General features: G+C 65.3%; 20 protein-coding genes, 1 tRNA gene and 1 pseudogene. 13 read left to right on the top strand and 9 right to left on the bottom strand.

Going from position 1 to position 26,651, the window contains the following annotated elements:
- Positions 1–67 precede the first annotated feature (67 nt).
- Both nrdR and SBA_RS15000 read left to right on the top strand, forming a co-directional pair.
- On the top strand, positions 68–529 hold the full coding sequence (gene nrdR, locus SBA_RS14995; protein ID WP_224550076.1) for a transcriptional regulator NrdR: 462 nt from the start codon (positions 68–70) through the stop codon (positions 527–529).
- Between the two features lie 107 nt (positions 530–636).
- A complete protein-coding gene (locus tag SBA_RS15000; protein WP_261934998.1) occupies positions 637–1,692 on the top strand; it encodes a TrmH family RNA methyltransferase in 1,056 nt (351 codons plus the stop codon).
- An 80-nt stretch (positions 1,693–1,772) separates the two neighbouring features.
- Here SBA_RS15000 and SBA_RS15005 read toward each other — a convergent pair whose 3' ends face one another.
- Entirely contained in the window at positions 1,773–2,069 is a 297-nt protein-coding gene (locus SBA_RS15005; RefSeq protein ID WP_224550074.1) for a chorismate mutase, read from the bottom strand.
- 190 nt (positions 2,070–2,259) lie between these two features.
- Between SBA_RS15005 and rpsD the strand changes: the two genes are divergently transcribed.
- Both rpsD and SBA_RS15015 read left to right on the top strand, forming a co-directional pair.
- The gene (gene rpsD / locus SBA_RS15010; protein WP_088183640.1) at positions 2,260–2,874 is read left to right on the top strand and encodes a 30S ribosomal protein S4; all 615 of its coding nucleotides are present in this window, start codon (positions 2,260–2,262) and stop codon (positions 2,872–2,874) included.
- Positions 2,875–3,007: 133 nt separating this feature from the next.
- Positions 3,008–4,696 (top strand): M28 family metallopeptidase, encoded by a 1,689-nt coding sequence (locus tag SBA_RS15015; RefSeq protein ID WP_261934999.1) that lies wholly within the window; start codon positions 3,008–3,010, stop codon positions 4,694–4,696.
- 11 nt (positions 4,697–4,707) lie between these two features.
- Here the strand turns inward: SBA_RS15015 and SBA_RS15020 are convergent, their stop codons facing one another.
- Entirely contained in the window at positions 4,708–5,160 is a 453-nt protein-coding gene (locus tag SBA_RS15020) for a DUF6265 family protein (RefSeq protein ID WP_261935000.1), read from the bottom strand.
- 98 nt (positions 5,161–5,258) lie between these two features.
- Between SBA_RS15020 and SBA_RS15025 the strand changes: the two genes are divergently transcribed.
- The 5 genes and pseudogenes from SBA_RS15025 to SBA_RS15045 all read left to right on the top strand — a co-directional run bounded on the left by SBA_RS15025 (position 5,259) and on the right by SBA_RS15045 (position 7,948).
- Entirely contained in the window at positions 5,259–6,245 is a 987-nt protein-coding gene (locus SBA_RS15025; RefSeq protein ID WP_261935001.1) for an agmatine deiminase family protein, read from the top strand.
- Positions 6,246–6,262: 17 nt separating this feature from the next.
- Entirely contained in the window at positions 6,263–7,111 is an 849-nt protein-coding gene (gene aguB / locus SBA_RS15030) for an N-carbamoylputrescine amidase (RefSeq protein WP_261935002.1), read from the top strand.
- The gene (locus SBA_RS15035; RefSeq protein ID WP_261935003.1) at positions 7,112–7,342 is read left to right on the top strand and encodes a hypothetical protein; all 231 of its coding nucleotides are present in this window, start codon (positions 7,112–7,114) and stop codon (positions 7,340–7,342) included. It begins immediately after the preceding gene.
- A pseudogene (gene folK / locus SBA_RS15040) lies at positions 7,339–7,852 on the top strand (2-amino-4-hydroxy-6-hydroxymethyldihydropteridine diphosphokinase). The gene SBA_RS15035 and the pseudogene folK overlap by 4 nt, the downstream one beginning before the upstream one ends.
- A 20-nt stretch (positions 7,853–7,872) precedes the next feature.
- Positions 7,873–7,948, top strand: a tRNA-Lys gene (locus SBA_RS15045).
- Here SBA_RS15045 and glgX read toward each other — a convergent pair.
- From glgX to SBA_RS15075, 6 genes are all read right to left on the bottom strand, one after another.
- Positions 7,949–9,820: a glycogen debranching protein GlgX gene (gene glgX / locus SBA_RS15050; RefSeq protein WP_261935004.1), complete on the bottom strand. Its 1,872-nt coding sequence runs from the start codon at positions 9,818–9,820 to the stop codon at positions 7,949–7,951.
- Positions 9,817–11,265 (bottom strand): glycogen synthase GlgA, encoded by a 1,449-nt coding sequence (gene glgA / locus SBA_RS15055; protein WP_261936748.1) that lies wholly within the window; start codon positions 11,263–11,265, stop codon positions 9,817–9,819. The genes glgX and glgA overlap by 4 nt, the downstream gene beginning before the upstream one ends.
- An 8-nt stretch (positions 11,266–11,273) precedes the next feature.
- Positions 11,274–12,533, bottom strand: a complete 1,260-nt coding sequence (glgC, locus tag SBA_RS15060) for a glucose-1-phosphate adenylyltransferase (RefSeq protein WP_224550065.1) — start codon at positions 12,531–12,533, stop codon at positions 11,274–11,276.
- A 49-nt stretch (positions 12,534–12,582) separates the two neighbouring features.
- A complete protein-coding gene (glgB, locus tag SBA_RS15065; protein WP_224550064.1) occupies positions 12,583–14,742 on the bottom strand; it encodes a 1,4-alpha-glucan branching protein GlgB in 2,160 nt (719 codons plus the stop codon).
- Positions 14,743–14,763: 21 nt separating this feature from the next.
- Positions 14,764–17,232, bottom strand: a complete 2,469-nt coding sequence (locus tag SBA_RS15070) for a glycogen/starch/alpha-glucan phosphorylase (RefSeq protein WP_261935005.1) — start codon at positions 17,230–17,232, stop codon at positions 14,764–14,766.
- A gap of 130 nt (positions 17,233–17,362) precedes the next feature.
- Entirely contained in the window at positions 17,363–18,511 is a 1,149-nt protein-coding gene (locus SBA_RS15075) for a serine hydrolase domain-containing protein (RefSeq protein WP_261936749.1), read from the bottom strand.
- Between the two features lie 238 nt (positions 18,512–18,749).
- Between SBA_RS15075 and SBA_RS15080 the strand changes: the two genes are divergently transcribed.
- The 4 genes from SBA_RS15080 to SBA_RS15095 all read left to right on the top strand — a co-directional run bounded on the left by SBA_RS15080 (position 18,750) and on the right by SBA_RS15095 (position 26,027).
- Entirely contained in the window at positions 18,750–19,262 is a 513-nt protein-coding gene (locus tag SBA_RS15080) for an RNA polymerase sigma factor (RefSeq protein WP_224550150.1), read from the top strand.
- 55 nt (positions 19,263–19,317) lie between these two features.
- Positions 19,318–20,289 carry a FecR family protein gene (locus SBA_RS15085; RefSeq protein WP_261935006.1) on the top strand — a complete coding sequence of 324 codons (972 nt, stop codon included), beginning with the start codon at positions 19,318–19,320 and terminating at the stop codon, positions 20,287–20,289.
- Positions 20,273–22,720 (top strand): TonB-dependent receptor domain-containing protein, encoded by a 2,448-nt coding sequence (locus tag SBA_RS15090; RefSeq protein ID WP_261935007.1) that lies wholly within the window; start codon positions 20,273–20,275, stop codon positions 22,718–22,720. The genes SBA_RS15085 and SBA_RS15090 overlap by 17 nt, the downstream gene beginning before the upstream one ends.
- Before the next feature lie 97 nt (positions 22,721–22,817).
- Positions 22,818–26,027: an autotransporter outer membrane beta-barrel domain-containing protein gene (locus tag SBA_RS15095; RefSeq protein ID WP_261935008.1), complete on the top strand. Its 3,210-nt coding sequence runs from the start codon at positions 22,818–22,820 to the stop codon at positions 26,025–26,027.
- 159 nt (positions 26,028–26,186) lie between these two features.
- Here the strand turns inward: SBA_RS15095 and SBA_RS15100 are convergent, their stop codons facing one another.
- Positions 26,187–26,642, bottom strand: coding sequence for a DUF2846 domain-containing protein (locus SBA_RS15100; RefSeq protein WP_261935009.1), 456 nt, complete (start codon positions 26,640–26,642; stop codon positions 26,187–26,189).
- Positions 26,643–26,651 lie beyond the last annotated feature (9 nt).

Raw genomic sequence — 26,651 nt, forward strand, 5'->3', positions numbered from 1 at the left:
GTGAAGGCTTCGCTACGCTCAGGACAGGCTTCAACTTTCGCTCAGGGCGAACGGAGTAAAAAGACCCATGCGCTGCCCCTTCTGCGCCCATGAAGACAGCCAGGTGAAGGACAGCCGGCCGACGGAAGATGGCAACGCCATCCGCCGCCGCCGCCAGTGCGAAGCGTGCGGCGCGCGCTTCACCACCTTCGAGCGCATCCAGTTGCGCGACATCTGGGTGGTGAAGAGCGAAGGCCGCAAGGAAGCGTTCGAGCGCGACAAGCTGGCCCGCTCCATCGGCATCGCCTGCCGCAAACGGCCGATCGACCCCAGTCGCCTGGAAAAGCTGATCTCCGGCATCCAGCGCCAGTTGGAAACCAGCGGCGACAGCGAAGTCCCCGCCCGCGCGATCGGCGAACTGGTGATGGAAGGGCTGAAACGCCTCGACAGTGTCGCCTATATCCGCTTCGCCAGCGTCTATAAGGACTTCACCGACGCCAAGGATTTCGAGGAATTTGCCGGGACGGTGAAGGAAGTCGGGCGGGAGTGAGACGGTAATGGCCCCAAGTTTCAATCGCCGTTCAGTTAGCTTCCTATTTCCGTTCGTCCTGAGTAGCCATTGAGCGAAGTCGAAATGGCGTATCGAAGGACCGCACAATGAGCTTTCATGCCTATATGCTCCTTTGCGCGGACGGCAGCTATTATCTGGGCCATACTGACAATCTGGAACAGCGTATCGCGCAGCACCAGTCAGGCGAAATTACAGGATATACGCACAGCCGCCGCCCAGTGATTTTAGTGTGGAGTCAAGAGTTTGGTTCGCGGGATGAAGCGCTGTCCGCCGAACAGCAGATCAAGGGCTGGTCTCGAAGAAAGAAGGAAGGTTTGATCGCCGGTGATTGGGACGCAATCAGGCAGGCAGCGCGCAAATCCTTCGATACGGGGCTTCGACAATCTCAGCCCCTACTCAGGACGAACGGAAATATGACCGAAGTTATTGCCCCCTCCCCCGTCATGGTCCTGGTCCGCCCGCAACTGGGCGAGAATATCGGGAAGGCCGCGCGCGCGATGCTGAATTTCGGGCTGACCGACATGCGGCTGGTGACCCCGCGCGACGGCTGGCCCAATCCCGATGCCGGCCCGGCGGCGGCCGGCGCGGACTTCATCCTGGATCAGGCGCAAGTCTATGAGACGCTGGCCGATGCGGTCGCGGACTGCGCTCATGTCTATGCCACCACGGTGCGCAAGCGCGGCGTGACCAAGCCGGTCGTGACACCGGAGGAAGCCGCGCGTGAAATCCATGCCGCGCAGGGCCGTTGCGCCTATGTCTTCGGCCCGGAACGGTCGGGGCTGGAGACGGAGGATGTCGCGGTCGCGCGCAAGATCCTGACCGTGCCGATCAACCCGGAATTCGGGTCGCTCAATCTGGCGCAGGCGGTGATCCTGTGCGCCTATGAATGGTCGAAACAGGCCGATCTGGCACAGCCCACCATCACCGACCTGGGCGAACCTGCGCCACAGGCGGAGCTGGAGGGCATGATCGAGCAGCTCGATGCGCTGCTGGTGAAGGCCGGCTATTTCTTCCCGCCCGACCGCGCCGGTGCGACCCGCCTGACGCTGCGCAACCTGCTGACCAAGCCGGGCTGGAACCATCTGGAGGTACGGACGCTGCGCGGCGTGCTGTCGCACTTGGCGAGACCGCGGGAGCGGTGAACTCATCTTCCGTTCGGTTCGAGCCTGTCGAGAACCCTGGCGCCAGGGTTCTCGACAGGCTCGAACCGAACGGGGGCAAGTTAACCCCGCGTCCGGTCGAACTCCGCCATTTCATAGGCGATCGACGCTTCGACCAGCTCTTCCCACATGCCCGCGATCAGGTCGCACGGCACCCCCGACGCCTCCGCCTCGGCGCAGGCGTTGGCGATGACCTCCGCCTTGCGCGCTTCGTCGCGGACGGCGCTGCGATCGGGCTTGATCCGGGCGGCGGCGCGCATATGGGCGAAGCGCTGGGCCAGCAGGGCCACGATCTGCCGGTCGAGATTGTCGACGCCGGCGCGCACCTGCGCCATGGTGGAATAGTGTTCGGGAGTCATGCCTGTCCGACTAAGCCGCCGCACGCAACCTGTCGAGGCTTGACATATATCCCTCTTCTGGTCATAGGCGCGCCTTCGCAATTGGCTCCGCATCCCGGTGAAGCGGTGGCCCTGCCCCTGAGCGCACAAACGCAAAACGGACGTAGGCGATACCGGGAACAACGTTAGACGCAATGACTAGGAATTATCTATGACGAAGCGCACCAGCGCCAAGTACAAGCTCGACCGTCGTATGGGCGAGAATATCTGGGGCCGTCCCAAGTCGCCTGTCAACAAGCGCGAATATGGTCCCGGTCAGCACGGCCAGCGCCGCAAGGGCAAGATGTCGGACTATGGCATCCAGCTGCGCGCCAAGCAGAAGCTGAAGGGCTATTATGGCGACATCACCGAGAAGCAGTTCAAGAAGAACTATTTCGAAGCCAGCCGCATGAAGGGCGACACCGGCCAGAACCTGATCGGTCTGCTGGAGCGCCGCCTGGATGCCGTCGTGTACCGCGCCAAGTTCGCGCCGACCATCTTCTCGGCCCGCCAGATCGTGTCGCACGGCCACATCTATGTGAACGGCGTGAAGTGCAACATCGCGTCGCGTCTGGTGAAGCCGGGCGACGAAATCACCCTGGGCAAGAAGGCGCAGGAAATGGCGCTGGTTCTGGAAGCGCAGAGCCTGCCCGAGCGTGACATCCCCGACTATGTCGCCCCCGACGGCGCCGCCAAGGTCAGCTATGTCCGCGTGCCCACGCTGGACGAAGTGCCCTATCCGGTGAAGATGGAACCGAATCTGGTCGTCGAATTCTATTCGCGCTAATCGGTCTTCCGAGCAGAGTTACAAAGAAGGGCGGCCCCGTAAGGAGCCGCCCTTCTTCGTGCACGCAACATTCTTGCGCAGTATCCCGCACGGTGGCATCACCTGATCATTCGTAAAATAAAGGGTGACTTCCATGCGTAGCTCCATCGCGGCGATTGCCGCCGTCCTTGCCCTGTCGGCCTGCGCGACCGACGGCGCCGACACCCCGCCCGCTGCGGCATCCGCGACGCCGCCCGCAACGGCCGCCGCAGAGCCGTCGATCGACACGATGAAGCGGCTGGTGCAGTTACTGTCTTCTGACGCCTATGAGGGCCGCGCGCCCGGATCGCCCGGCGAAGAAAAAACGCTGGCCCTGCTCGCCGCCGAATTCGGCAAGCTCGGCCTCCAGCCCGGCAACAAGGGTAGCTGGTTCCAGGACGTGCCGTTGGTCGAGATCAATGCCAGAAATGTCTCGCCGCTGCGCTTCACCGGCGGCAAGAGCGCCGTCACCGCCAACTACGGCCCCGAAATGGTGATCGGCACCTATCGCACCACGCAGCCCAGGATTGCGATCAAAGACAGCCCGGTCGTCTTCGTCGGCTATGGCATCAACGCGCCCGAAAAGGGGTGGAACGACTATGCCGGGCTGGACGTCAAGGGCAAGACGGTGGTCATCCTGGTCAACGACCCGGATTATGAGACGCCGGGGCTGACCGGCCCGTTCAACGGCCGGGCGATGACCTATTATGGCCGCTGGACCTACAAGTTCGAGGAAGCCGCACGCCAAGGCGCGGCTGCCGCGATCATTGTGCATGATACGGTACCCGCCGCCTATGGCTGGAACGTGGTGCAGTCGAGCTGGACCGGCGCGCAGCATGTCGCCGACAGCGCCAACGGCAATGCCGACCAGAGCCAGGCGATCGGTTGGATCCAGAAGGACAAGGCCGCCGCTTTATTCGCCAGCGCGGGCCTGAACCTCGACGCGCAGATGGCCGCGGCGAAGAAGCCGGGCTTCAAGGCGGTGGCGCTGACGGGCATCAAGGCGACGGTCTCGTTCGACAACGACCTGCGCAAGCATATGTCGAAAAACGTCGTGGCGCTGCTGCCGGGCAAGACGCGGCCCGACGAATATGTGCTCTACAGCGCCCATTGGGACCATCTGGGCCATTGCCAGGCGGCGCCGGACGGCGACGACATCTGCAACGGCGCAGTGGACAACGCGACCGGCACTGCGGCGCTGGTGGCGCTGGCGCAGGCCAATGTGAAGGCCGGTCCGACCGACCGCAGCCAAGTGTTCCTGGCGGTGACGGCCGAGGAATCGGGGCTGCTGGGATCGGCCTATTATGGCGACAACCCCGTCTTCCCGTTCAGCAAGACGGTAGGGGGCGTGAACATGGACGCGCTCAGCGTCGCGGGCCTCGCCAAGAATGTCGTGGTGATCGGCAAGGGCAAGTCGCAGCTCGACGCCTATCTCGACCGGGCGCTGAGCGCGCAAGGCCGGGTATCGACGCTGGAGCCGACCCCGGAAAAGGGCTTCTACTATCGTTCCGACCATTTCAGCTTCGCCAAGCACGGCTTGCCGATGCTCTATTTCGAGGGCGGCGAGGATCTGGTGCAGGGCGGTACCGCGGCGGGGCTGGCCGCGGCGGAGGATTATACCAAGAACCGCTATCATGGCCCCAAGGACGAATATGACCCCAATTGGGACTGGACCGGGGTGCTGGCGGACCTGAAGCTCTATTACAACGTAGGTCGCGACCTGGCGACCACGACCGACTGGCCCAACTGGGTAGAGGGCGACGAATTCCGCGCCATTCGCGACAAGGATCGCGCGGGGAAGTAGAGGGAAGCGACCTATTCCCCGGCCGGGGAATAGGTCCAATTCTGCGCCTGGCTGCCATCCATCCTGGCGGTTTCGGCCATCAGCAGCCGCCCCTCCCGCCAGTAGCGGATGCGCTGGGGATAATCATGGTTCGGGTTGGCGAAGCTGATGTCACGCACGCCTTCGGCGACGACGGGGAAGATCGTCGTCGCACCGCCTTCGGGCGCGGCATGGAGGGTCAGCGATCCGTCGGCGGCGCGCACGATGCGCATCACTTCCCAGGATCGCAGCGTTTCCCCGCGCCCGGTGCGTCCCACGCCGATCATCGTGCCGCCGCGCGGCAGCGTCCAGACTTCCTCGGTCCAGCGATCGTCCCGCTTTTGCAGCCATTCGCCGGTCAGCCAGTCGGGCAGTTCGCCCGCCTGACCCTGGCCGGAGAACAGCAGCAGCAGCCCGGCCGCGATCGTCGAAACTCGTCTCTTCATGGCCTTCGCCCTCTGTCCACACGCCGTCCGGCACGCTATGGAGCGCGCGCAACGCCCGCTATCACGGATCGGCCCCCGGTCGAGCAAGGACAAAAGCCATGACTTTCCGCATGCCCGCCGAATGGGCGCCGCACGACTGGACCTGGATCGGCTTCCCGACCAACCCCGCAGAATGGCCCGACGCGTTCGAGGAGGCGCGCGCGCAGATCGCCGCCTTCGCCAGCGCCCTCCATGCCGACGGCAAGGGCGAGGAGGTGCGGCTGGTCGTCGCCAATGAGGGCGATGCGCAAGCGGCGCGCGCGCTGGTTGCGCCGGGCGTATCGATCATCGTCCATAAGCTGGGCGACGTCTGGCTGCGCGACACCGCGCCGATCGCGGCGCTGAACGGCGCAGGGAGTCGCGCACTGGTCGATTTCGGCTTCAACGGCTGGGGCGGCAAATATCAGATGCCGGGCGACGAGGATATCGGCGCGCGGCTGGCTGCGACCACCGATATGCCCGTTTCCACCCAGCATTGGGTGTTCGAAGGCGGCGCGATCGACACCGACGGCTCCGGCCTGTTCGTGACCACGGAGCAATGCTTGCTCAATCCGAATCGCAACCCTGACCTGGACCGCGGCAAGATCGAGACGCTGCTGGCCGGCGCGCTGGGCCTGTCGGACATGCTGTGGCTGGGCGACGGCTTGCTGAACGATCATACCGACGGCCATGTCGACAATCTCGCCCGTTTCGTCGGGCCGGGCAAGCTGGCGCTGCCGATCGCGACGACCGACGACGATCCCAATGCGGCCCTCTATGCCGACGCCCGCGGCCGCGCGAAAGCACATGGCGTCGAGGTGATCGACATCCCCTCCCCCGGTCTGGTGCTGGTGGATGGCGAGGCGATCCCGGCCAGCTACATGAATTTCTACGTCGGCAACGCCGCCGTCATCGTGCCTATCTATGGCCAGCCCAACGACCAGGCCGCGCTCGATGCCTTCCGTCCTTTCTTTCCGGGCCGGGATATTGTCGGGCTGCGCAGCGATGCCATATTGTCGGGCGGCGGCAGCTTCCATTGCTGCAGCCAGCAGATGCCATCCGTCTGATAAGTTCAGGGACAGACATGACCAAAGTGACAGTAGCCGCGCTGCAACTCAGCTTTTCCGACGATATGGGCGAGAATATCGCCAAGGTCGCGGACCATGTGCGCAAGGCAGCCAGTCGCGGCGCGAAGATCATCCTGCCGCCCGAATTGTTCGAAGGGCCGTATTTCTGTCGGGTCGAAGACGAAGCGCTGTTCGCCAGCGCCGAGCCGACCGACACCCATCCCGCTGTGCAGGCAATGCGCAAGCTGGCGAAAGAACTGGGCGTCTATATCCCCACCAGCTTTTTCGAGCGCGACGGCCATCATCATTACAACTCGCTCGCGATGATCGATGACACAGGCGAGATCATGGGCGTCTATCGCAAGAGCCATATTCCCGACGGACCGGGCTATGAGGAAAAATATTATTTCCGCCCCGGCAATACGGGGTTCAAGGTGTGGCCGACCAAATATGGCACTATCGGCGTCGGCATCTGCTGGGACCAATGGTATCCCGAAACCGCGCGCTGCATGGCCCTGATGGGAGCGGAGATGCTCTTCTACCCCACCGCGATCGGCTCCGAACCCTATGACAGCGAGCTGAACACCAGCCGCATGTGGCGCCGGGCGATGATCGGCCATGCGGTCAGCAACTGTATGCCGGTGATCGCCGCCAACCGGATCGGCGACGAGGACGGCCAGCTCTTCTACGGCCACAGCTTCATCACCGACGAATGGGGCGATTTCGCCGCCGAAGCCGATGCGAAGGACCAGGGCGCGCTGGTGGCGACGCTGGACCTGGCCAAGGCGCGCATGCATCGCGCCGGCATGGGCTTCTTCCGCGATCGTCGGCCGGAGCTTTACGGCCGGATCGCGCAGGACATTTGAATGGACGCGACCGTTGGCGAAGACGCGACCGATCATACCGACGGCCTCAGCCGTCCGCAAAAGCGGCTGTTGAAGCGGCTCTATAATGGACGGACCGTCCCAATCATGGCGGACGATCGGCCTTTCCTGACCTATAAGGACGCCCTGCGCTATCTGCTGTCGCTGCCCATCGACGCGCGCGAGGGCGCCTATGCGCAGATGAAGGCGCAGGCAAGGGACGCGGTGCGATAGACGCGCCCCATCTCTATGCGCTGGCGCTGGGATCGAACCGGCCGCTGTCCGCGCGGCGCACGCCCGCCCGGCTGCTGGCGGAGGCCACAGCGCTGATCGGCGAACAGGCACGGGTGCTGCGCATCTCGCCCATTCTCTCCACCCCGCCGCTCGGTCCTTCCGCCCGCCGCTTCGCCAATGGCGCGATCCTGGTTGAAAGTCCGCTGTCCCCGCCTGCGATGCTGACCATGATTCAGGGCATAGAAAACAGGCTGGGCCGCCGCCGCTATCGCCGTTGGGGCGCCCGCAGCGTCGATATCGACATCATCCTCTGGTCGGGCGGCCCATGGCGCAGCCGGACGCTGACCATTCCCCATGCCGCCTATCGCACCCGCGCCTTCGTGCTGACGCCGCTGCTGGCGGTCGCCCCCGACTGGCGCGACCCGCATCTGGCGATGACCGTGCGCCATCTTCATGCGCGACTGCAAAAAGCCGCGCCAAAGAGTTGACCATCCGCCCCGCCGCCTTTAGGGCAGCCTCCACCGCTTCGGGGGTCCATAGCTCAGTCGGTAGAGCAACTGACTTTTAATCAGTAGGTCGCTGGTTCGAACCCAGCTGGACTCACCATCATCGCGCCGGTCGCATCAGGGCAACGGAGCGGCCGTCCACATCGGCATCGCCGTCCACCAGCCGAAAGCGGCAGGGTTCCGTATCGCCATTGACGCAGATCGCGACCCCGCTCGCCCGATAGCGCAGCGTCAGGCGGCGGCGCGCCGGGTCTTCCCACTGACCTATCGTCAATGCCTGTCCATGTTCGTCCAGCCATTCGACGTCCGCGTCGGACAGCATCGCCGTGCCGCGCAGATCGGGCGTCTCCGCCCGCAGCGCCGCCAGCGCGAAGCTATGCGCCTCCAGATCGCGATTCCGCCTCTCCCAGTCGATCCAGCCGATCGCATTGTCCTGCGCATAGGCGTTGTTGTTGCCCTGCTGGCTACGGCCGAATTCGTCGCCCGCCGTCAGCATGATCGCGCCACGTGTCGCGAACAGGGTGGACAGCAGGGCCTTGCCGTCGCGGGTCCGGACGGCCTGCACGGCCGGATCGTCGCTCACGCCCTCGACGCCGTTGTTCCAGCTCAGATTCTCGCCATGACCATCGCGATTCTGCTCACCATTGGCGTCGTTGTGACGGTGTTCATAGGCGGTGAGGTCGGCCAGGGTGAAGCCGTCATGGGCGGCGAGGAAATTGACGCTCCGGGTCTGGCCGCTGCCGAAAATATCCGACGATCCGGCCAGCCGCGTCGCGAATGCCCCCAGCGTCCCGGCGTCGCCGCGCCAGAAGCGGCGGATGTCGTCGCGATAGCGATCGTTCCATTCCAGCCAGCCCTCGCCGAAATTGCCGAGCTGATAGCCGCCCGGCCCGATGTCCCAGGGTTCGGCGATCATGATGCGATCGGCCAGCAGCGGATCGGCGCGCATCTCTTGCAACAGCGGTGCCTGTGGATCGAAGCCGTCCGCCATCCGCCCTAGCGCCGGGCCAAGGTCGAAACGGAAGCCGTCCACCCCGGCCTGCGCCACGAAATGCCGCAGGGAGTCGACGATCAGGCGGCGCACCACCGGCGCGTTGCAGGCGATGCTGTTGCCGGTGCCGGTATCGTTGATCAGCCGACCCTCGGCATCGTGGCGGAAATAACCGCGCGCATCCAGCCCGCGCAGCGACAGGGTCGGCCCCTGCGCGTCGCTTTCGCCATCATGATTATAGACCATGTCGAGGATCACGCCGATCCCGGCCTCATGCAGCGCCGCCACGGTCGCGCGCAATTCCGCGATGCCGCCCGGCGCCAGCCGCGGGTCGAGCGCGAAATAGCTGACCGGATTATAGCCCCAGGCGTTGGTCAGGCCCAGCGGCCCCAGATGCCGCTCGTCGATCCAGGCGTTGATCGGCATCAGTTCGATCGCCGATACATGCAGGCTTTGCAGATGCGCGATCACCGCCGGATGGGCGAGCGCGGCAATGGTGCCGCGCTGTGCTTCCGGGACGTCGGGGTGCAGCATGGTGAAACCGCGCACCTGTACTTCGTAGATCAGTCCGCCCGACGCGAAGCGGGGCGGTGCCTGCGGCAAGGGTTCGATGGCAGCGGCAACGACGCCCTTGGGCATCAAGGGGGCGGTGTCGCCTCCCTCGCCACGCGGCGCCGCCAGCACCGGGTCATAGCGGAACGCCCGGTCGATCGCCGGTGCATAGGGGTCGAGCAGCAGCTTGTCGGGATCGAACCACAGGCCCGCGCCCGGATCATAGCGACCATCGGCGCGCAAGCCATAGCGCGCGCCCGCGCCCACGCCGGCCGCTTCGACATGCCAGCAGCCATCGGCATCGCGCAGCATCGGCAGGCGGGTTTCGCGATCGGCGGCGTCGAACAGGCAGAGCCATGTCTGGGTCGCGTCGGGCGACCAGACGCAAAAGCGTGTGCCGCTTGGCTCCACCGACACCCCCGGCTTCACGCCGCCTCCGCGATCAGCGCGCGATAGAGGTCCGCATATTTCGCCGCGCTATGGGGCCAGGAGAAGTCGGCGCGCATTCCCGCGCGCTGCATCGCCGGCCACGCCGCTTTGTCGCCAAACAGGTCGATCAGCCGGTTGATCGCGCCATGCAACGCCATCGGATCGGACGGGGTGAAGACGATGCCGGTCGCCGCGCCCGCGCCCACCGCGGCCTCATTGGCGTCGATCACCGTATCGGCCAGCCCGCCGACCCGCGCCACCACCGGCACGCAGCCATAGCGCAGCGCATAGAGCTGGGTCAGGCCGCAGGGTTCGAAGCGGGAGGGGATCAAGATGGCGTCGCCGCCCGCTTGCATCAGGTGCGACAGCGGCTCGTCATAGCCGATCTGCACGCCGATCCGCCCGCGATGCCGGTCCGCCGCGCCCAGCAGCGCGCCTTCCAGCGGATGATCGCCCGATCCCAGCACGGCCAGCTTGCCGCCCATCGCGACCAGATGTTCGGCCGCGTCGATCATCAGGTCCATGCCCTTCTGCCAGGTCAGGCGGCTGACGATGATGAAGATCGGCGCACCGTCATGGTCCAGCCCGAAGCGCCGTTCGAGCGCGCGGCGGTTCACCGCCCGCCCGCCCGGCGCGCGCAGGCTGTAAGGCTTGGCGATCAGGCTGTCGATCGCGGGATTCCAGATGTCGGTATCGACGCCGTTCAATATGCCATGCAGCCGATCGACCCGGCCGTTGATCAGGCCGTCCAGTCCCATGCCATGGACCGGCGAGCGGATTTCCTGCGCATAGCTGGGGCTGACCGTGGTGATCGCGTCGGCCGACACCAACCCGGCCTTCAGATAGCCCGTGCCGCCATAATATTCGACCCCGTCCACGCCCCAGGCTTCGGGCGGCAGGCCAAGATCGGGGAAGATGCCCGCGCTGAACCGTCCCTGGAAGGCGAGATTGTGGATCGTCACGACCTTGGGCACCTGCGCCGCCGGGCCGAAGCGCATATAGGCGGCGGTCATCGCCGCCTGCCAGTCATGGACATGGACGATGTCGGGCCGCCAGCCCTTCATCCCGTCGGCCGCGATGTCGGCCCCCGCGCGCGACAGGGCCGCAAAACGCCGCCAATTGTCGGCCCAGTCATTGCCGCCATGATCGCCATAGGGGCCGCCTTCGCGGGCAAAGAAATCCGGCGCATCCAGCACCAGCAGGTCCAGCCCGTCAACGGTCGCGGCCAGCACGCTGGCGCCCGCGCCGAACAGGGCGTCGTAGCGGCGCACCGCCTTCGCCTTGCCCAGTCGCGCGATGACGGCGGGATAGCCGGGCACCAGCGTGCGTACCTGCACCCCCTGCCCCGCCAGCGCGCCGGGCAGCGCGCCGGCAACATCGGCCAGCCCCCCGGTCTTGATCAGCGGATAGATTTCGGATGCGACCGACAGCAGTTTGATCGTCATGGCGCGCGTCAGGCCACCAGCCGGTCGATCATCGGCTGCGTCACCAGGCATATGCCGCTGTCTGTGCGGCGGAAGCGCTGCGCATCCTCTTCGGGATGTTCACCGATGATGAGGCCCGGCGGGATGATGATCCCGGAGTCGAGCACGCATTTATGCAGCCGCGCCCCGCGCCCGATCTCGCAATTGGGCATGATGACGCTTTCCGTCACCGACGAGAAGCTGTGGGTGCGCACCCCCGAAAAGAGCAGGCTGCGATGGAGCGAGGAACCCGACACGATGCAACCGCCCGCCACCAGCGACGATGTCGCGGACCCGCGCCGGCCATCCTCATTATGGACGAACTTGGCCGGCGGCGTGACTTCCGAATAGGTCCAGAGCGGCCAGCTACGGTCGTACAGGTCCAGGCTGGGCACCACGTCGGTCAGGTCGACGCTCGCCTGCCAATAGGCGTCGATCGTGCCGACATCGCGCCAATAGGGCTCCAGTTCGCTTTCGGCGCGCACGCAACTGCTGGAAAAGCGATGCGCGACCGCTTTGCCATGTTTGACGATATGGGGGATGATGTCGCCGCCGAAATCGCGCTTGCTGTTCGGATCGTCGGCGTCGCGGCGCAGTTGTTCGATCAGGAATTTGGTCTGGAACACATAGATGCCCATCGACGCCAGCGCCATGTCGGGCTGGCCGGGGATACCGGGCGGGTTTTTGGGCTTTTCGATGAAGGCGGTGATCCTGTCCGTGTCATCGACATGCATGACGCCGAAGCCCACCGCCTCCATCCGCGGCACCTCCAGGCAGCCGACGGTGACGTCCGCGCCGCTGTCGACATGCTGTTGCAGCATCAGCTCATAGTCCATCTTGTACACATGGTCGCCGGCCAGCAGCACCATATATTCGGGCGCATAGCTTTCGATGATGTCGATATTCTGGAACACCGCATCGGCCGTGCCTTCATACCATTGGCTTTCCGACACGCGCTGGCTGGCGGGCAGGATATCGAAACTTTCATTGCGTTCGGGGCGCAGGAAATTCCAGCCGCGCTGCAAGTGCCGGATCAGCGAATGGGCCTTATACTGGGTCGCCACGCCGATGCGGCGGATGCCGCTGTTGAGCGCATTGGACAGGGCGAAATCGATGATCCGCGCCTTGCCGCCGAAATGCACCGCGGGCTTGGCGCGCTTGTCGGTCAGTTCCGCCAGCCGACTGCCGCGTCCACCGGCCAGGACATAGGCCATGGCGTCGCGTGCGATCGGCTGATATTTGCTCTGCATAGGGCCTCTCCTCATTTCGCCCGCGACTGCCTGCACGCGCCGTCGGTGTTCAATAATCCAATTCCAGCATCAAGGTTGCAAAGGGCGGGATGGTGATGTTCGCCCACCCTTCCTCGTCCGCCTGCACCTGACCCATGTTACCCGCGCCGCTGCCGCCATAATCGGCCGCATCGCTGTTCAATATCTCGCGCCAGCGCCCGCCCGACGGCAGCCGCATGCGATAGCCATGCCGCAACATCGGGGTGAAATGGCTGATGACGACGATCGGCCGGATGCCGGGCGCGCGCCGTTGCCAGGCGAAGATCGAATCCGCGGCACCGTCGACCAGCACCCATTCAAATCCTTCCGCCTCGCAATCGCGCTCATGCAGGGCCGGGCGGGATCGATAGAGATGGTTGAGATCGCCGACGAGTTTCTGCACCCCCAGATGGGGCGCATGGTCGAGCAGATCCCAGTCGAGCGCGCGCTCTTCGCTCCATTCGCCGCGCTGGGCGAATTCCTGCCCCATGAACAGCAGCTTCTTGCCGGGATAGCCCCACATGAAGCCGTAATAGGCCCGCAGCGTCGCGAATTTCTGCCAGTCGTCGCCCGGCATCTTGTGCAGCAGCGAGGCCTTGCCATGCACCACCTCGTCATGGCTCAGCGCCAGCACGAAATTTTCGGTAAAGGCGTAGAGCAGGCCGAAGGTGATATCGTCATGATGATGGGCGCGATGGACCGGATCGCGCTGCAGATAGCGCAGCGTGTCGTGCATGAAGCCCATATTCCATTTGAAGCCGAAGCCCAGCCCGCCAGTGTGGACCGGTTTGGACACGCCGGGCCAGCTGGTCGATTCCTCGGCGATGGTCATGATGCCGGGCTGCGCACCATATAGCGCCTTGTTCATCTGCTGGAGGAAGGCGACCGCCTCCACATTTTCGCGGCCGCCATGGTCGTTGGGCACCCATTCGCCGGGCTTGCGCGAATAATCGAGGTAGAGCATCGAGGCGACGGCATCGACGCGAAGCCCGTCGACATGATAGCGCTCGGCCCAGAATAGCGCATTGTTGACCAGATATTGCGCCACTTCGCGCCGGCCGAAATTATAGATGGCGGTGTTCCAGTCGGGGTGGAAGCCCTTGCGCGGGTCGGCATGTTCGTAGAGCGCCGTGCCGTCGAAATGCGCCAGCCCATGTTCGTCGGTCGGGAAATGCGCCGGCACCCAGTCCAGGATGACGCCGACCCCCGCCCGATGCGCCCCATCGACGAAGCGCGCGAACCCCGCCGGATCGCCGAAGCGTGCGGTAGGCGCATAGAGGCCCAGCGTCTGATATCCCCAGCTCGGATCATAGGGATATTCGCTGATCGGCAGAAATTCGATATGGGTGAAGCCCATGCCGACGACATAGGGGATCAGGCGGTTGGCGAGGTCGTCCCAACTGAGAAATTCGCCGCGATCATCACGCTGCCACGATCCGGCATGGACTTCGTAGATCGACACCGGCTGGCGGCGTGCGTCGGTTGTGCGCCAATGGTCCCGATGGCGATCATCGCCCCATTTGTGGTCAAGCGGCGGCGCGACGATCGAGGCAGTGGAGGGGCGCAATTCGCTCTGAAAGGCATAGGGATCGGCCTTGAGCGGCAGCAGCACGCCGTCCGCGCCGATGATCTCGAACTTGTAGGCGCTGCACGCTCCGACTTCGGGCAGGAAAATCTCCCACAGGCCCGCATCGGCGCGACGGCGCATCAGCCCGCGCCGCCCGTCCCAGCGATTGAAGTCGCCAACCACCGACACGCGCCGCGCATTGGGCGCCCAGACCGCGAAATGCGTGCCCTCTACACCCTCATGCGTCATCACATGCGCGCCCAGCTTGTCGAACAGGCGGCCGTGCGATCCTTGCGCCAGATAATGGTCGTCCATCGGCCCCAGCACCGGCCCGAAGCCATAGGGATCGACCAACGCATAGGTGCCGCCATCCCCAAAGGTGGCGACATAGCGCAGCGGCTGGCGCTTGCGGATGGAGACATTGCCGAAGAACAGGCCATCGCCATGGACCCGCGCCAGAGCGCCGACCGGCTTGCCGTCCAGCGTCTGCGCCGTCACGCTGACCGCTTCGGGCATTAACAGGCAGGCGGTGAAATGCTTTCCAGCCGGATGCACGCCAAGCGTGGCGAAGGGATCGTCGTCAAGGCCCGTGACCAGCCGGTCGATCTGTTCCGGCGTCAGCACCGACCTATCCTTCGCTTACGCTCATGGCGTGATCTTCCATATGTCGGCCGCATATTCGCGGATCGTGCGGTCGGACGAGAACCAGCCCATGCGCGCGACATTGTGGATCGCCTTCTTCGCCCAGAGCGGCTGGTCCAGCCAAAGCGCATCGACCTGTCGCTGGGCGGCGGAATAGCTGTCGAAATCGGCCGCGACCATGAACCAGTCATGGTCGTAAATGCCCTGCACCAGCCCCTTGTAACGATCGGGGTCGTCGGGCGAGAAGACGCCGCTGGCGATCGCATCGAGCGCCTGCCCCAGTTCGCGGCTCTGGCCGATCACCTCGCGCGGGACATAGCCCTGCGCCCGACGGTCGTTCACCTCCTGCGCGGTCAGGCCGAAGATCACGATATTATCCTCGCCCACATGGTCGCGCATCTCGACATTGGCGCCGTCCAGCGTCCCGATCGTCAGCGCGCCATTGACCGCGAACTTCATGTTGCCGGTGCCCGACGCTTCCATGCCCGCGGTCGAAATCTGTTCGGAGAGGTCGGCGGCGGGGATCATCACCTCCGCCATCGAGACATTGTAGTTCGGCACGAATTGCAGCTTGAGCAGCCCCTGCACCGCCGGGTCGTGATTGACCGCACGGGCGACATCGCCCGCCAGTTTGATAATCAGCTTGGCGTTGTGATAGCTCGACGCCGCCTTGCCGCCGAACAGCTTCACCCGCGGCACCCAGTCCTTTTCCGGGTGCGAGCGGATCTGGTCGTAGAGCGACACCGCCTCGACGATGTTGAGCAACTGCCGCTTATATTCGTGGATGCGCTTGATCTGGATGTCGAACAGGGCGGCGGGGTCGATCCGCGCATTGACGCGCTTGCGCAGCAGGTCCGACAGGGCGGCCTTGTTGGCGCGCTTCACCGCAACGAACTTTTCCTGAAATCCGCTGTCGTCGGCGAAAGCGTCCAGATCGCGGAGCGCTTCGGGATCGTCCAGGAAACGGTCGCCGATCGCCTCGCGGATCAGACCGGTCAGGCCCGGATTGCACTGCATCAGCCAGCGACGGAAGGTGACGCCGTTGGTCTTGTTGTTGATCCGCGTCGGATAAAGCTTGTGCAGGTCGGCGAAGACCGTGACCTTCATCAAATCGGTATGCAGCGCCGACACGCCGTTCACGCTGTGCGAGCCGGCAAAGGCGAGGTTGCCCATGCGCACGCGCCGGTCGCCGCCTTCGTCTATCAGGGATATGGCGCCGATCGCGCTGTCGGTGAACTGGCCCGATTTGCGGGCTTCGCCCAGCAGCTTGCTGTTGATCGCATAGACGATCTGCATATGCCGGGGCAGCAGCCGTTCGAACAGCGGCACCGGCCAGCTTTCCAGCGCTTCGGGCAGCAAGGTGTGGTTGGTGTAGCTGAAGGTGCGCCGGGTAATGTCCCACGCCTCGGCGAAATCCACGCCATGATCGTCCAGCAGGATGCGCATCAGCTCCGCCACCGCGACCGCGGGATGGGTGTCGTTGAGCTGGATCGCCGCCTTGTCCGGCAGCGTCAGGATGCTGCCGAAATATTGAATATGCCGCCGGACGATGTCCTGTAGCGAGGCGGAGGAGAAGAAATATTCCTGCCGCAGCCGCAATTCCTGCCCTGCGGCCGAACTGTCGGCGGGATAGAGGACGCGGGTCAGCGATTCCGCCCGGTTGCTCTCCGCGAGCGCCCCCAGATGGTCGCCGGCATTGAACTTGTCGAGCAGGATCGGGTCGATCGGCTGCGCTTCCCACAGGCGCAGCGTGTTGACCCGCTTGCCGCGCCAGCCCGCGATCGGCGTATCATAAGGCGTGGCGATGACGCGCTCGGCCGGCCGCCAGCGCATCTGGTGCGGCCCGGCATCCTCGCCCTCGGCCGGATCGACCCGTCCGCCGAAACCGATCTCGTAACTCGCCTCGCGCCGTTCAAACTCCCACGGATTGCCGTGCGCCAGCCAGTTTTCGGGCAGTTCGACCTGCCAGCCGTCGCTGATCTCCTGCCGGAACATACCGTTCACATAGCGGATGCCATAGCCATAGGCGGGCACGTCCACCGTCGCCATGCTCTCCATGAAGCAGGCCGCCAGCCGCCCCAGCCCGCCATTGCCCAGCGCCGCATCCGGCTCCAGCGCGGCGATGATGTCGATATCGACCCCCAGGGAAGCGAGCGCCGCCTGCATGTCGTCCAGCATTTCCATGTTGGACGCCGCATCGCGCATCAGCCGGCCGATGAGGAATTCGAGGGACAGATAATAGACCCGTCGTCCTTCCTCCTCATAGGTTTTCTGCGTCGAGATGATCCAGGCGTCGATCACCCGGTCGCGGATCGCGAGGATGACGGCATGCAGCCAGTCATGCGGCTTGGCCGCCGCCGCATTCTTGCCGATGCGATAGGTCAGGCGCTCGACAATCTCATGGGCCAGGACTTCCGGGTCCACCTGCCGCGGTGCGGGTATGGGAAGCTTGGTCTGGCCCTTGAGATTCACAGGCGCGGTCCCCCTTCGCTGAGTCGGACCCGATGATGACACAGCCCCCCGCGCCACGCCATGCACATTTTTGCAGCGCAGCAAGAAATATCGGCTGTTTTCAGCCGTTTTCGGATGGAACCTTACGCCGTTATTGCCCTATTACGGCCCCGGCCACGCCAGCGCGCAGTTCGGCGCGCACCGGATAGGTGCTGGAAGGCAGATGCTGGGTCATGAAAATGCCGATCAGCCGTGCGACCGGATCGATCCAGAAATAGGTCGAAAACACACCACCCCAATAATATTCGTGGCTTTCCATGCCCATGGCGAAGCCCAGGCCGAAGCCGACGCCCTGATAATCCGCTTCGCTGAACATTGCGCTGGACAGGCTGGACAGGTCGCCGCCGCCCGGCAACTGGTTGCTGCGCATCCGCTCCACCGTCTCCGCCGCCAGCAGCCGCACGCCGTCCAACTCGCCGCCGCGCAGCAACATGCGGGCGAAGCGGTGATAGTCCGCCACGCACGACACCAGCCCGCCGCCGCCCGACAGGAACCGCCCGGTGCGGCGCCAGCCGCTGCGCGCGCCGATGTCCGCGATGGCAAGGCCGCCCGCCTCGTCCAGCCGCCAGGCATCGGTCATGCGGTCCGCCTTGTCATCGGGCAGAACGAAGGTCGTATCGACCATCGCCAGCGGATCGAAGATACGGGTGCGGAAAAACGCCTCCAGGTCCATGCCCGACAGTCGTTCGACCACCACGCCCAGCACGTCGGTCGACACCGAATAATTCCAACGGTCGCCCGGCGAAAATTCCAGCGGCAGGGTGGCGAGGTCGATGATGAACTGGTCTGAGGTGCGCTTCTGCTGGAACTCGTCCAGGCCCAGCTTGCGATAGCGCGCATCGATCGGGGTCTGGCGTTGCAGGCCATAGGTCAGGCCGGACGTATGCCGCAGCAGGTCGATCATCAGCATCGCCCGTTTGGGCCTGGCGCGATTGGCCTGCCCCACGCGCAGGTCGGCAAATTCGGGGATGACGTCGGCGACGGGCGTATCGAGCGCGACCCGCCCGGCCTCCACCAGCATCATGAAGGCCACGGACGTGACCGGCTTGGTCATTGATGCGATACGGAACAGCGCGTCGTCACGTAGCGGCTCCCCGGTCGCCCGTGCCGCGCCGCGCGTCACCGATAGCAGCGGCCGCTCGTCGCGCGACAGCAGCAATTGCATGTGCGGCAGCTTGCCCGTGACCAGATAGGTGCGGTCGAGAAAGCCGACCAGCGCCTCCAGCCGGTCCGGGTCCATCCCCGCCGCCTGACACGCCGCCCTGTCGATGCCGTCTACGCCGATGCCGTTCGCGCCGATGCCGTTCGCGCCGACCCTCTCCGCACCGATTCCGTCCGCCATGCCGCTCGCCGCTCCGCTAATCATCCCTCCCGCTAACCCAGCGACGCGGACAGGTAAACAGCTTGGACGTTGCCAAGACCCCACCCGCCCCTCTATGGCAACGCGCCAGACCATATTGACTGGACGCATGACAGGCATGGCCACCGGCCTCTCCGCAATCTTCATGGCCAACCGCGCCGCCCTGCTCCGCTTCTTGCGTGCGCGCGGGGCGGGCGAAGATGCCGAGGATCTGTTGCAGGATATGTGGATGAAGCTGGAGGCGAAGGATCTTGGCCCCGTTTCCGATCCGCTGCCCTATCTCTATCGCATGGCCAACAATCTGATGCTGGACCGTTATCGCTCGGCCACGCGGCGCGAGCGGCGCGAACAGGATTGGGCCGGGGGCGCGGGCGGCGTGATGGCCGATCCGACCGAGGATATCGCCGTCGACGACCGCATGGTCCTCAACGAACAGCTGGACCAGGCCCGCGCCGTGCTACGCGACCTGGGGCCGCGGGTCGAAATGGTGTTTCGCCGCTTCCGGATCGAAGGCGTGGGCCAGCGCCTGATCGCCGATGAACTGGGGGTCAGCCTGACCACGGTGGAGAAGGATTTGCAAAAAGCCTATCGTGCGATGCTGACGCTCAAGCAGAAACTGGATACGGAATGAGCGCGGCGGCGGCGTCAGTGTCGACAAGGGGCACAAAAGAAACGGGGCTGGAGCCATGATAAACGAGGAGGCGCTGGGCTGGGTCGTCCGCACGCGCGATCCCGACTTTGCCGACTGGGACGCCTTCACCGCATGGCTGGAGGCTGATCCTGTGCATGTGTCAGCCTATGACGCGATGATGCTGGCAGACGGCGAGTTGGACAGCATCCTGCCGTCCGATCCGGTCGCCATGCCCCCCATATTGCCAGTCCCGGCGAACGATCCAGGTGTGCGCCCCCGCCGTCCGCTGCGCTGGATCGGCGGCGGCGCGATTGCGGCCGCACTGGTCGCGACCGTCTCGATCGCCGTCCTCAACCGCAGCGATATCTACAGCGTCAGCACCCGCCCCGGCGAAACCCGCGTGATCGCGCTGGACGACGGCACCAGCGTCGCACTGAATGGCGGCACGACGATGCGCTTCGATCGCAAGGATGCGCGTTTCGCCGCGCTCGACACGGGCGAAGCCGCCTTCACCGTGCGCCATGACGCCGCCAACCCGTTCCGCGTGACCGTGGGCGACACGGTGTTCGAAGATGCCGGCACGATATTCAACATCGTCCACACCAACGCTGCGACCCGCATCGGCGTGTCGGAAGGCAAGGTGATCTACAATCCGCAGGCCGAAGCGATCGCCCTGCCTGCCGGTCGCGCGCTGGCGGAGGACGCGCAGGGCCTGCGCGTGATGGACATCGCGCCCGCCGCCGTCGCGAGTTGGCGTCAGGGGCAGCTGGTCTACAGCAACGCCCCCGTGACGCAGGTGGCGGAGGACGCCGCCCGCTCTCTCGGCCTGACGGTATATTTCACGCCGCAGGCGCAGGCCATGCGTTTTACCGGCACGATCCGGCTGGATCGCGATCCGGCGCGCTTCCTTGCGCAGGCCGCGCCGCTGATGGGGCTGACCGCCGTGCGTCAGGGCGATGGCTGGCTCTTGCAGGAAGGGCCAATGAAAGAAGGGCCAATGAAAGAAGGGAATGGGCCGCAGAGCTGACCTCCTTTTCGTCACCGCCCCCGCAATCGCGATCGTCCTAGCGACGGCAACGCCCGCATCAGGGGCGGACAGACAGGATATCAGCATCGCCCCCGGCAGGTTGGGCGAGGCAGCGATAGCGCTCGGCCGTCAAACCGGCGCCAGCATCGGCATGTCGGACCAGTCGCTGGCCGGCATCCGCACCCCTCCCGTCCAGGGCCGGATGAGCGCGGAGGCGGCGCTCAAGCAACTCCTCAAGGGCAGCGGCGCAAAGGCGCAGCGGATCGGCGGCAATGGCTGGCGCATCGTGCGCGCCCGCATCGCGCCGGCGCGCCCCGCCGTTGCGCCCGCCCCGATCCAGATCGCGCCCATAGCCGAACAGGCGCCGGCGGAGATCATCGTCACCGCGTCCAAGCGCGACACGCCGCTGCCCCGCTATGCCGGCATGGTCGAGGCGCTGGACGCCGGCCTGTTCACCACAGCCGAAGCATCGGGTGGCACCGCCACGTTGCTGGCGCGCGTCGCCAGCCTCAGTTCCACCCATGCCGGGGCGGGCCGCAACAAGCTTTTCATCCGCGCGATCGCGGATTCGGGGGTCGCCGGACCGACCCAGGCGACCACCGGCCAGTATCTGGGCGACATGCGCCTGAACTATGCCGCGCCCGACCCGGACCTGAAGCTCTATGATGTCGGCCGGGTCGAGGTGCTGGAGGGGCCGCAGGGTACGCTCTATGGCGCGGGATCGTTGGGCGGCATCATCCGCGTCATGCCCAATGCGCCGAATCTCGCCGAATATGGCGGACAGATGTCGGCCGGCCTGTCCGCCACCCAGCATGGCGATCCGGGCGGCGACATCAGTGCGACGCTCAACCTGCCGATCGTGGCGGAGAAGCTGGCGCTGCGCGTCGTGGGTTATGGCGTGCGGGATGGCGGCTATATCGACGACGTCAATCGCGGCAAGGATGACGTCAACCGCACCGGCACCTATGGTGGCCGCGCCGCGCTGCGCTTCGCGCCCGACGCCGACTGGACCATCGACCTGAACGGCGTCTACCAGCATATCGACGGCGACGACGCCCAATATGCGACCCGATCGGTCGGCCGGCTGGAACGCGCCTCCGCCGTCGCCCAGCCCTATTATTCGGACTATATGCTGGCCAATCTGCGGATCGAAAAGCAATGGGACAGCCTGCGCTTCGTCTCTTCGACCGGCTATGTCCGCAACATATTGGCCGAAAGCTATGATGCGACCCAGCCGGACGGACCGCCCGCCCTGTTCCGCCAGCGCAACAAGGTCACCATCTTTTCGACCGAGAACCGGCTGGTGCGCGATCTCGATAACGGGCTGGGCTGGATATTGGGCGCCTCCTATCTGCAAAGCACGTCCGACCTCAATCGATCGCTGACGTCCTTCGGCACCGCCGCGATGCAGCCGGTCATCATCCCCGGCGTCGCGATGTTCGGCCGCGGCATGGCCGCACCGGCAACCGGCGTGCGCAACATGGTCAAGGAAGCGACCCTGTTCGGCGAAGCCTCCTTCGAACCGGTCAAGGGGCTGATCGCGACCTTTGGCGGCCGCCTGACCAACAGCCGCCTGTCGGGCGAGGCGCTCGATCCGGTCGCCGCGCTTTCCGACAGCGAACTGGCGCGCGCGGAGGCGCAGGCCGACCGCAGCGAAACGATATTCCTGCCCTCCGCCTCGATCTTGACCGACGCCATCCCCGACGTGACGCTCTACGCCCGCTTCCAGCAGGGCTTCCGCCCCGGCGGCCTGGCCGTCGACGATCAGCGGGTGCGCCGGTTCCAGAATGATCGCGTGTCCACCGTGGAGATCGGCGCGCGCAAGGGCGTGCCGGGCCGCGACGTCTTCGCCGCGAGCGCCAACATCGCCTATACCGACTGGCGCAATATCCAGGCCGATGTCACCGACCGCATCGGCCTGCCCACCACCGCCAATATCGGCGACGGGCGCATCTACACGGTCGAAGGGCGCATCGTCGTACGGCCGACCCCGGCGATCACCCTGGACGGCAGCGTCATCTATAATGACAGCCGCCTGACCCAGCCCAATGATTTCGTGCGCGCGCTCTCCTATGACGGCCGGTCCCTGACCCTGCCCAATGTCGCCAATCTGGGCGGCCGGCTGGCGTTCGACTATCGGACGCAGATCGGCGGCGAGATGGATCTGCACCTGTCCGGATCGGCCCGCTATGTCGGCAAGTCGCGCCTGGGCGTCGGGCCGATATTGGGTCAGACCCAGGGCGACTATGTCGATACCAGCCTGTCCGCCAGCCTGACCCGCGGGCCGGTGCAATATTCGCTGTCGCTGACCAACCTGATGGACAGCGACGGCAACCGCTTCTCGCTCGGCACGCCGTTCGACCTGCGCACCGACTATTATACGCCGCTGCGGCCACGCACCGTCCGCTTCGGGATCGATTTCGCTTTCTGAACAACCATTCATCGCATCGCCTGACGGAAGCCACGGTCCGGCGTCGTCCCATGCGCACGCGCGCATTTGATACAGCGCGATACGCAGAGGAGACATCATGCGACATCTACTGGCCTGCACGGCGATCGCGCCCGTGCTTGTGGCCCTTACCGTGGCCAACGCCGCGGCCGAAACCACCATCGCCACCGCCACCACCGCTGCCGTCAAGACCTCCACCGTGGCCAACGGTGCGGCTGACGACATCACCATCAGTGCGGCGGGATCGATCAAGCTGACCAGCGGCGCCGCGGTCACTGTCGACAGCAACAACAAGGTGTCGAACGCGGGCACCATCACCATCAACGACGCGAACAATGTCACCGGCATCCTGATTGCGCCCGGCACGACCGGCGCCATCACCAACAGCGGCACCATCACGCTGACCGAAGATTATACCGCGACCGACACGGACAGCGATGGCGACATTGACGGTCCGTTCGCCAAAGGCACGGGCAAGAACGCGATCTGGGTCCAGTCCGGCACAGGCCATACGGGCAATATCGACCATAGCGGCACGATCTCGATCGAGGGCAACCAGTCGGCGGGCATCCGCCTCGATGGCGCGCTGACGGGCAATCTGTCGACCAGCGGCACCACCAGCGTGATCGGCGACAACAGCTATGGCGTGGTCGCCAACGACGTGACCGGCAATGTCACGTTGCGCGGCACCACCTCCGTCGCGGGCGCCAACAGCATCGGCGCGGCGCTGCTGGGCGATGTGAACGGGGCGGTCAAGATCCAGGGTACGATCACCAGCACCGGATACCGCAGCACGACCCGTCCGACCGACGTGACGAAGCTCGACGCTGACGACCTGCTGCAGGGCGGTTCCGCGCTCGTCATCGCCGGCAATGTGACCGGCGGCATCATTTTCGACGTCCCCCCGACGCTGGACGACAAGGACACCGACGTCGATGACGACGGACTGACCGACAGCAGCGAAGGCACGGCCGCCGTCATCTCCTATGGCAAGGCGGCAGCGGTTCAGATCGGCGCGGCCGACAGCGACACCGTCATCGGCGCGGTCGCGGCAGGCAATACCGGTTACGGCCTGATCGTCAATGGCGGTATCGCCGGCTATGGCGTCTATGACGGCATCGATGCCAACGGCCTGGTCATCGGCGGCCTGGGCGGCGACGTGTCGATCGCCAAGGGCGTGCAGGTGAAGGGGACGGTTGCGGCCGTTTCCTATGACAGCAACGCCACCGCCCTGCGCGTCGGCTCCGGCGCGAGCGCCGGCACGATCGAGGTCAGCGGATCGGTGGCGGCCAGCGGATCGACGAAGGACGGCACGGTCGCACGCGGCCTGGTGATCGACTCCGGCGCGACGGTGGGATCGATCGTCGTCAGCGGCGCCGTGGGCGCGGCCGCAGGCAGCACCGAAAAGGGCAGCGCGATCGCGATTCTCGATTCTTCAGGCACCGTGTCCAGCCTGGCCAATACCGGCAAGATCAGCGCCACCGGCGGCAAGGCGGGATCGAACATCGCGATCGACCTGTCCGCCAACAATAGCGGCGTCACTTTGACCCAGGCGCTGGCATCCTCGACCGCCACCGCCCCCAGCATCATCGGCGATATCCGCCTGGGATCGGGCAATGATGCGCTGACCGTGTCGGCCGGCAGCATCACAGGCGACCTCAGCCTGGGCGCGGGCAATGACAGCGTCGCCCTGTCGGGCACGTCAAGCCTGACCGGCAATATCGCTTTTGGCGCCGGTGCCAACAGCCTGACCCTGACGGACACCGCCAAGGCCGCCGGCACGGTCGATTTCGGCGGCGGCGCCGGCACGCTGACGCTGGGTGGCACATCGTCCCTGTCGGGCACGATCGCCAACGCCGGCAATGTCGCCGTCGTGCTGAATGGCGGTACATTGGGCAGCAGCGCCACCGGCTCGGTCGCGCTCGGCTCGCTCTCCGCCAGCGGTACATCGACCCTGGGCGTCACCATCAACGGCGCAACCGGGGCCAGCACCGTCTATGACGTGGCCGGGGCCGCCAGCTTCGCCAGCGGATCGCAGGTCAAGGTGAACCTGACCCAGGTCGGCGGATCGGTGGGCGACTATGTCATCGTCCGCGCCGGATCGCTCAGCGGTTCGCCGACGCTCGCCACCGCCACGCTGCTGCCCTATATGTTCAAGGGCAGCGTGGCCGGCGACAGCACGGCCGGCACCGTCACCCTGTCCGTCGCGGCCAAGAGCGTATCGGAACTGGGCCTGAGCGGATCGACCGCCAGTGCCTATTCGGCGATCTTCAACGCGCTGGACAATGACGTCGGTGTCGCTGGCGCCTATCTGGCGATCAACGACGGGGCGACCCTGACCAGCAACCTGCGCCAGATGCTGCCCGACCATGCCGGCGGCACGTTCGAAGCGGTCACATCGGGATCGCGCGCCACCGCCCGCATCCTGTCCGACCCCAACGGCATCTACCGCACCAAGGACGGACGCCTCGGCTTCTGGCTCCAGCAGGTCGCCTTCGGCAGCGCCAAGAGCGTGGGCAGCACCGCTTCCTACGACATCACGGGTTGGGGCGCGGGCGGCGGCCTGGAATATCTGAGCGACATCGGCGCGTTCGGCGGTTCCTTCGCCTATATCCATGGCAGCGACAGCAGCGGCAGTTCGAACAATGCGGTCGATTCCGACCAGTTCGAGCTGGCGGCGCACTGGCGCGGCCAATGGGGGCCGCTGCTCAGCTTCGCCCGCCTGTCGGCCGCCCGCATCAAGTTCGACGGCACCCGCCATTTCGAAAGCGGCGACGTCACCCGCACCGCGGACGGCAAGTGGAACGGCACGCTGATGTCCGCCACGGCGGGCGCGGCCTACCAGATCGACATGGGCCGCTTCAGCCTGCGTCCGGCGGTCGGCATCGACTATTACCGGCTCAAGGAAGACGGTTATAGCGAAACCGGCGGCGGCGACGCGTTCAACCTGACCGTGCTGGGCCGCACCAGCGACGAACTGACCGCCAACGGCACGGTCACGGCCGGATATGATTTTGGCAGCCTGAACAGGGAAGACGGCTGGGTCCGCATCGAACTGGAAGGCGGCCGGCGCCAGATACTGGGCGGATCGCTGGGCGACACCACCGCCTCCTTCAAGGATGGCGACCAGTTCACGCTGGTATCGGAAGACCGCACCAACGGCTGGACCGGACGCGCGCGCCTCTATGGCGGCACCGACACGTTCCGCGTCGGCGGGGAATTCGGCGCGGAAGAACAACAAAATCACGTCGCCATCTCATTTAGGGCGACGGTTAACTTCGTCCTGTGACGTCTTGAACAGGAAAGGACGGGCCACACCCCACAGACCCTCCCGGTCCGTCCCTTCCGCTCCGGCAATATCCCTCCCCAAGGGCGCCGGACATAAAGAGAGGGGCGTCGCCGGTCCCCCCGGCGGCGCCCCTTTCTTTGTTGGATGATGTTGGCAGGCTTATTCCGCTTTGATCTCGACCGGCTTCAACTTCGCGCTGATCGCGTCGAACCCCGCCTTGTCCGAGGGAGACAGGTTGGGACGGCCCGCCATGATGCCCATCTGGATATTACACTTGGAATAATAGGTTTCGCCCGGTTCGATCTCCAGCCGCAGCGTATCGGTCGCCTCGCTCTTGACCGAATATTCGTGGATGCCCGGTTCCGCATAAAGCACCGCGAACTTGCCCGGCGGCAAGCTGGTCAACCGTTCGCCCTTTTCATGCACGGCGCAGGAAATGGCCGCCCCCATCAGGCCACCCTTGCGGAAGAAGACGATCTTGCCCTTCCCCGCGGGAATGTCCGATGCTGGCGCGGCCGCAACCGCCGGTGCGACCGGATCGGCCGGCGCATCCTGCGCTACGGCCGATGTCGCGCAACCAAGCGCCACCAACGCCAAAACCATATGGCTTTTCATTCTATGTCC

This window comes from Sphingomonas bisphenolicum, from assembly GCF_024349785.1.
GTDB lineage: Bacteria > Pseudomonadota > Alphaproteobacteria > Sphingomonadales > Sphingomonadaceae > Sphingobium > Sphingobium bisphenolicum.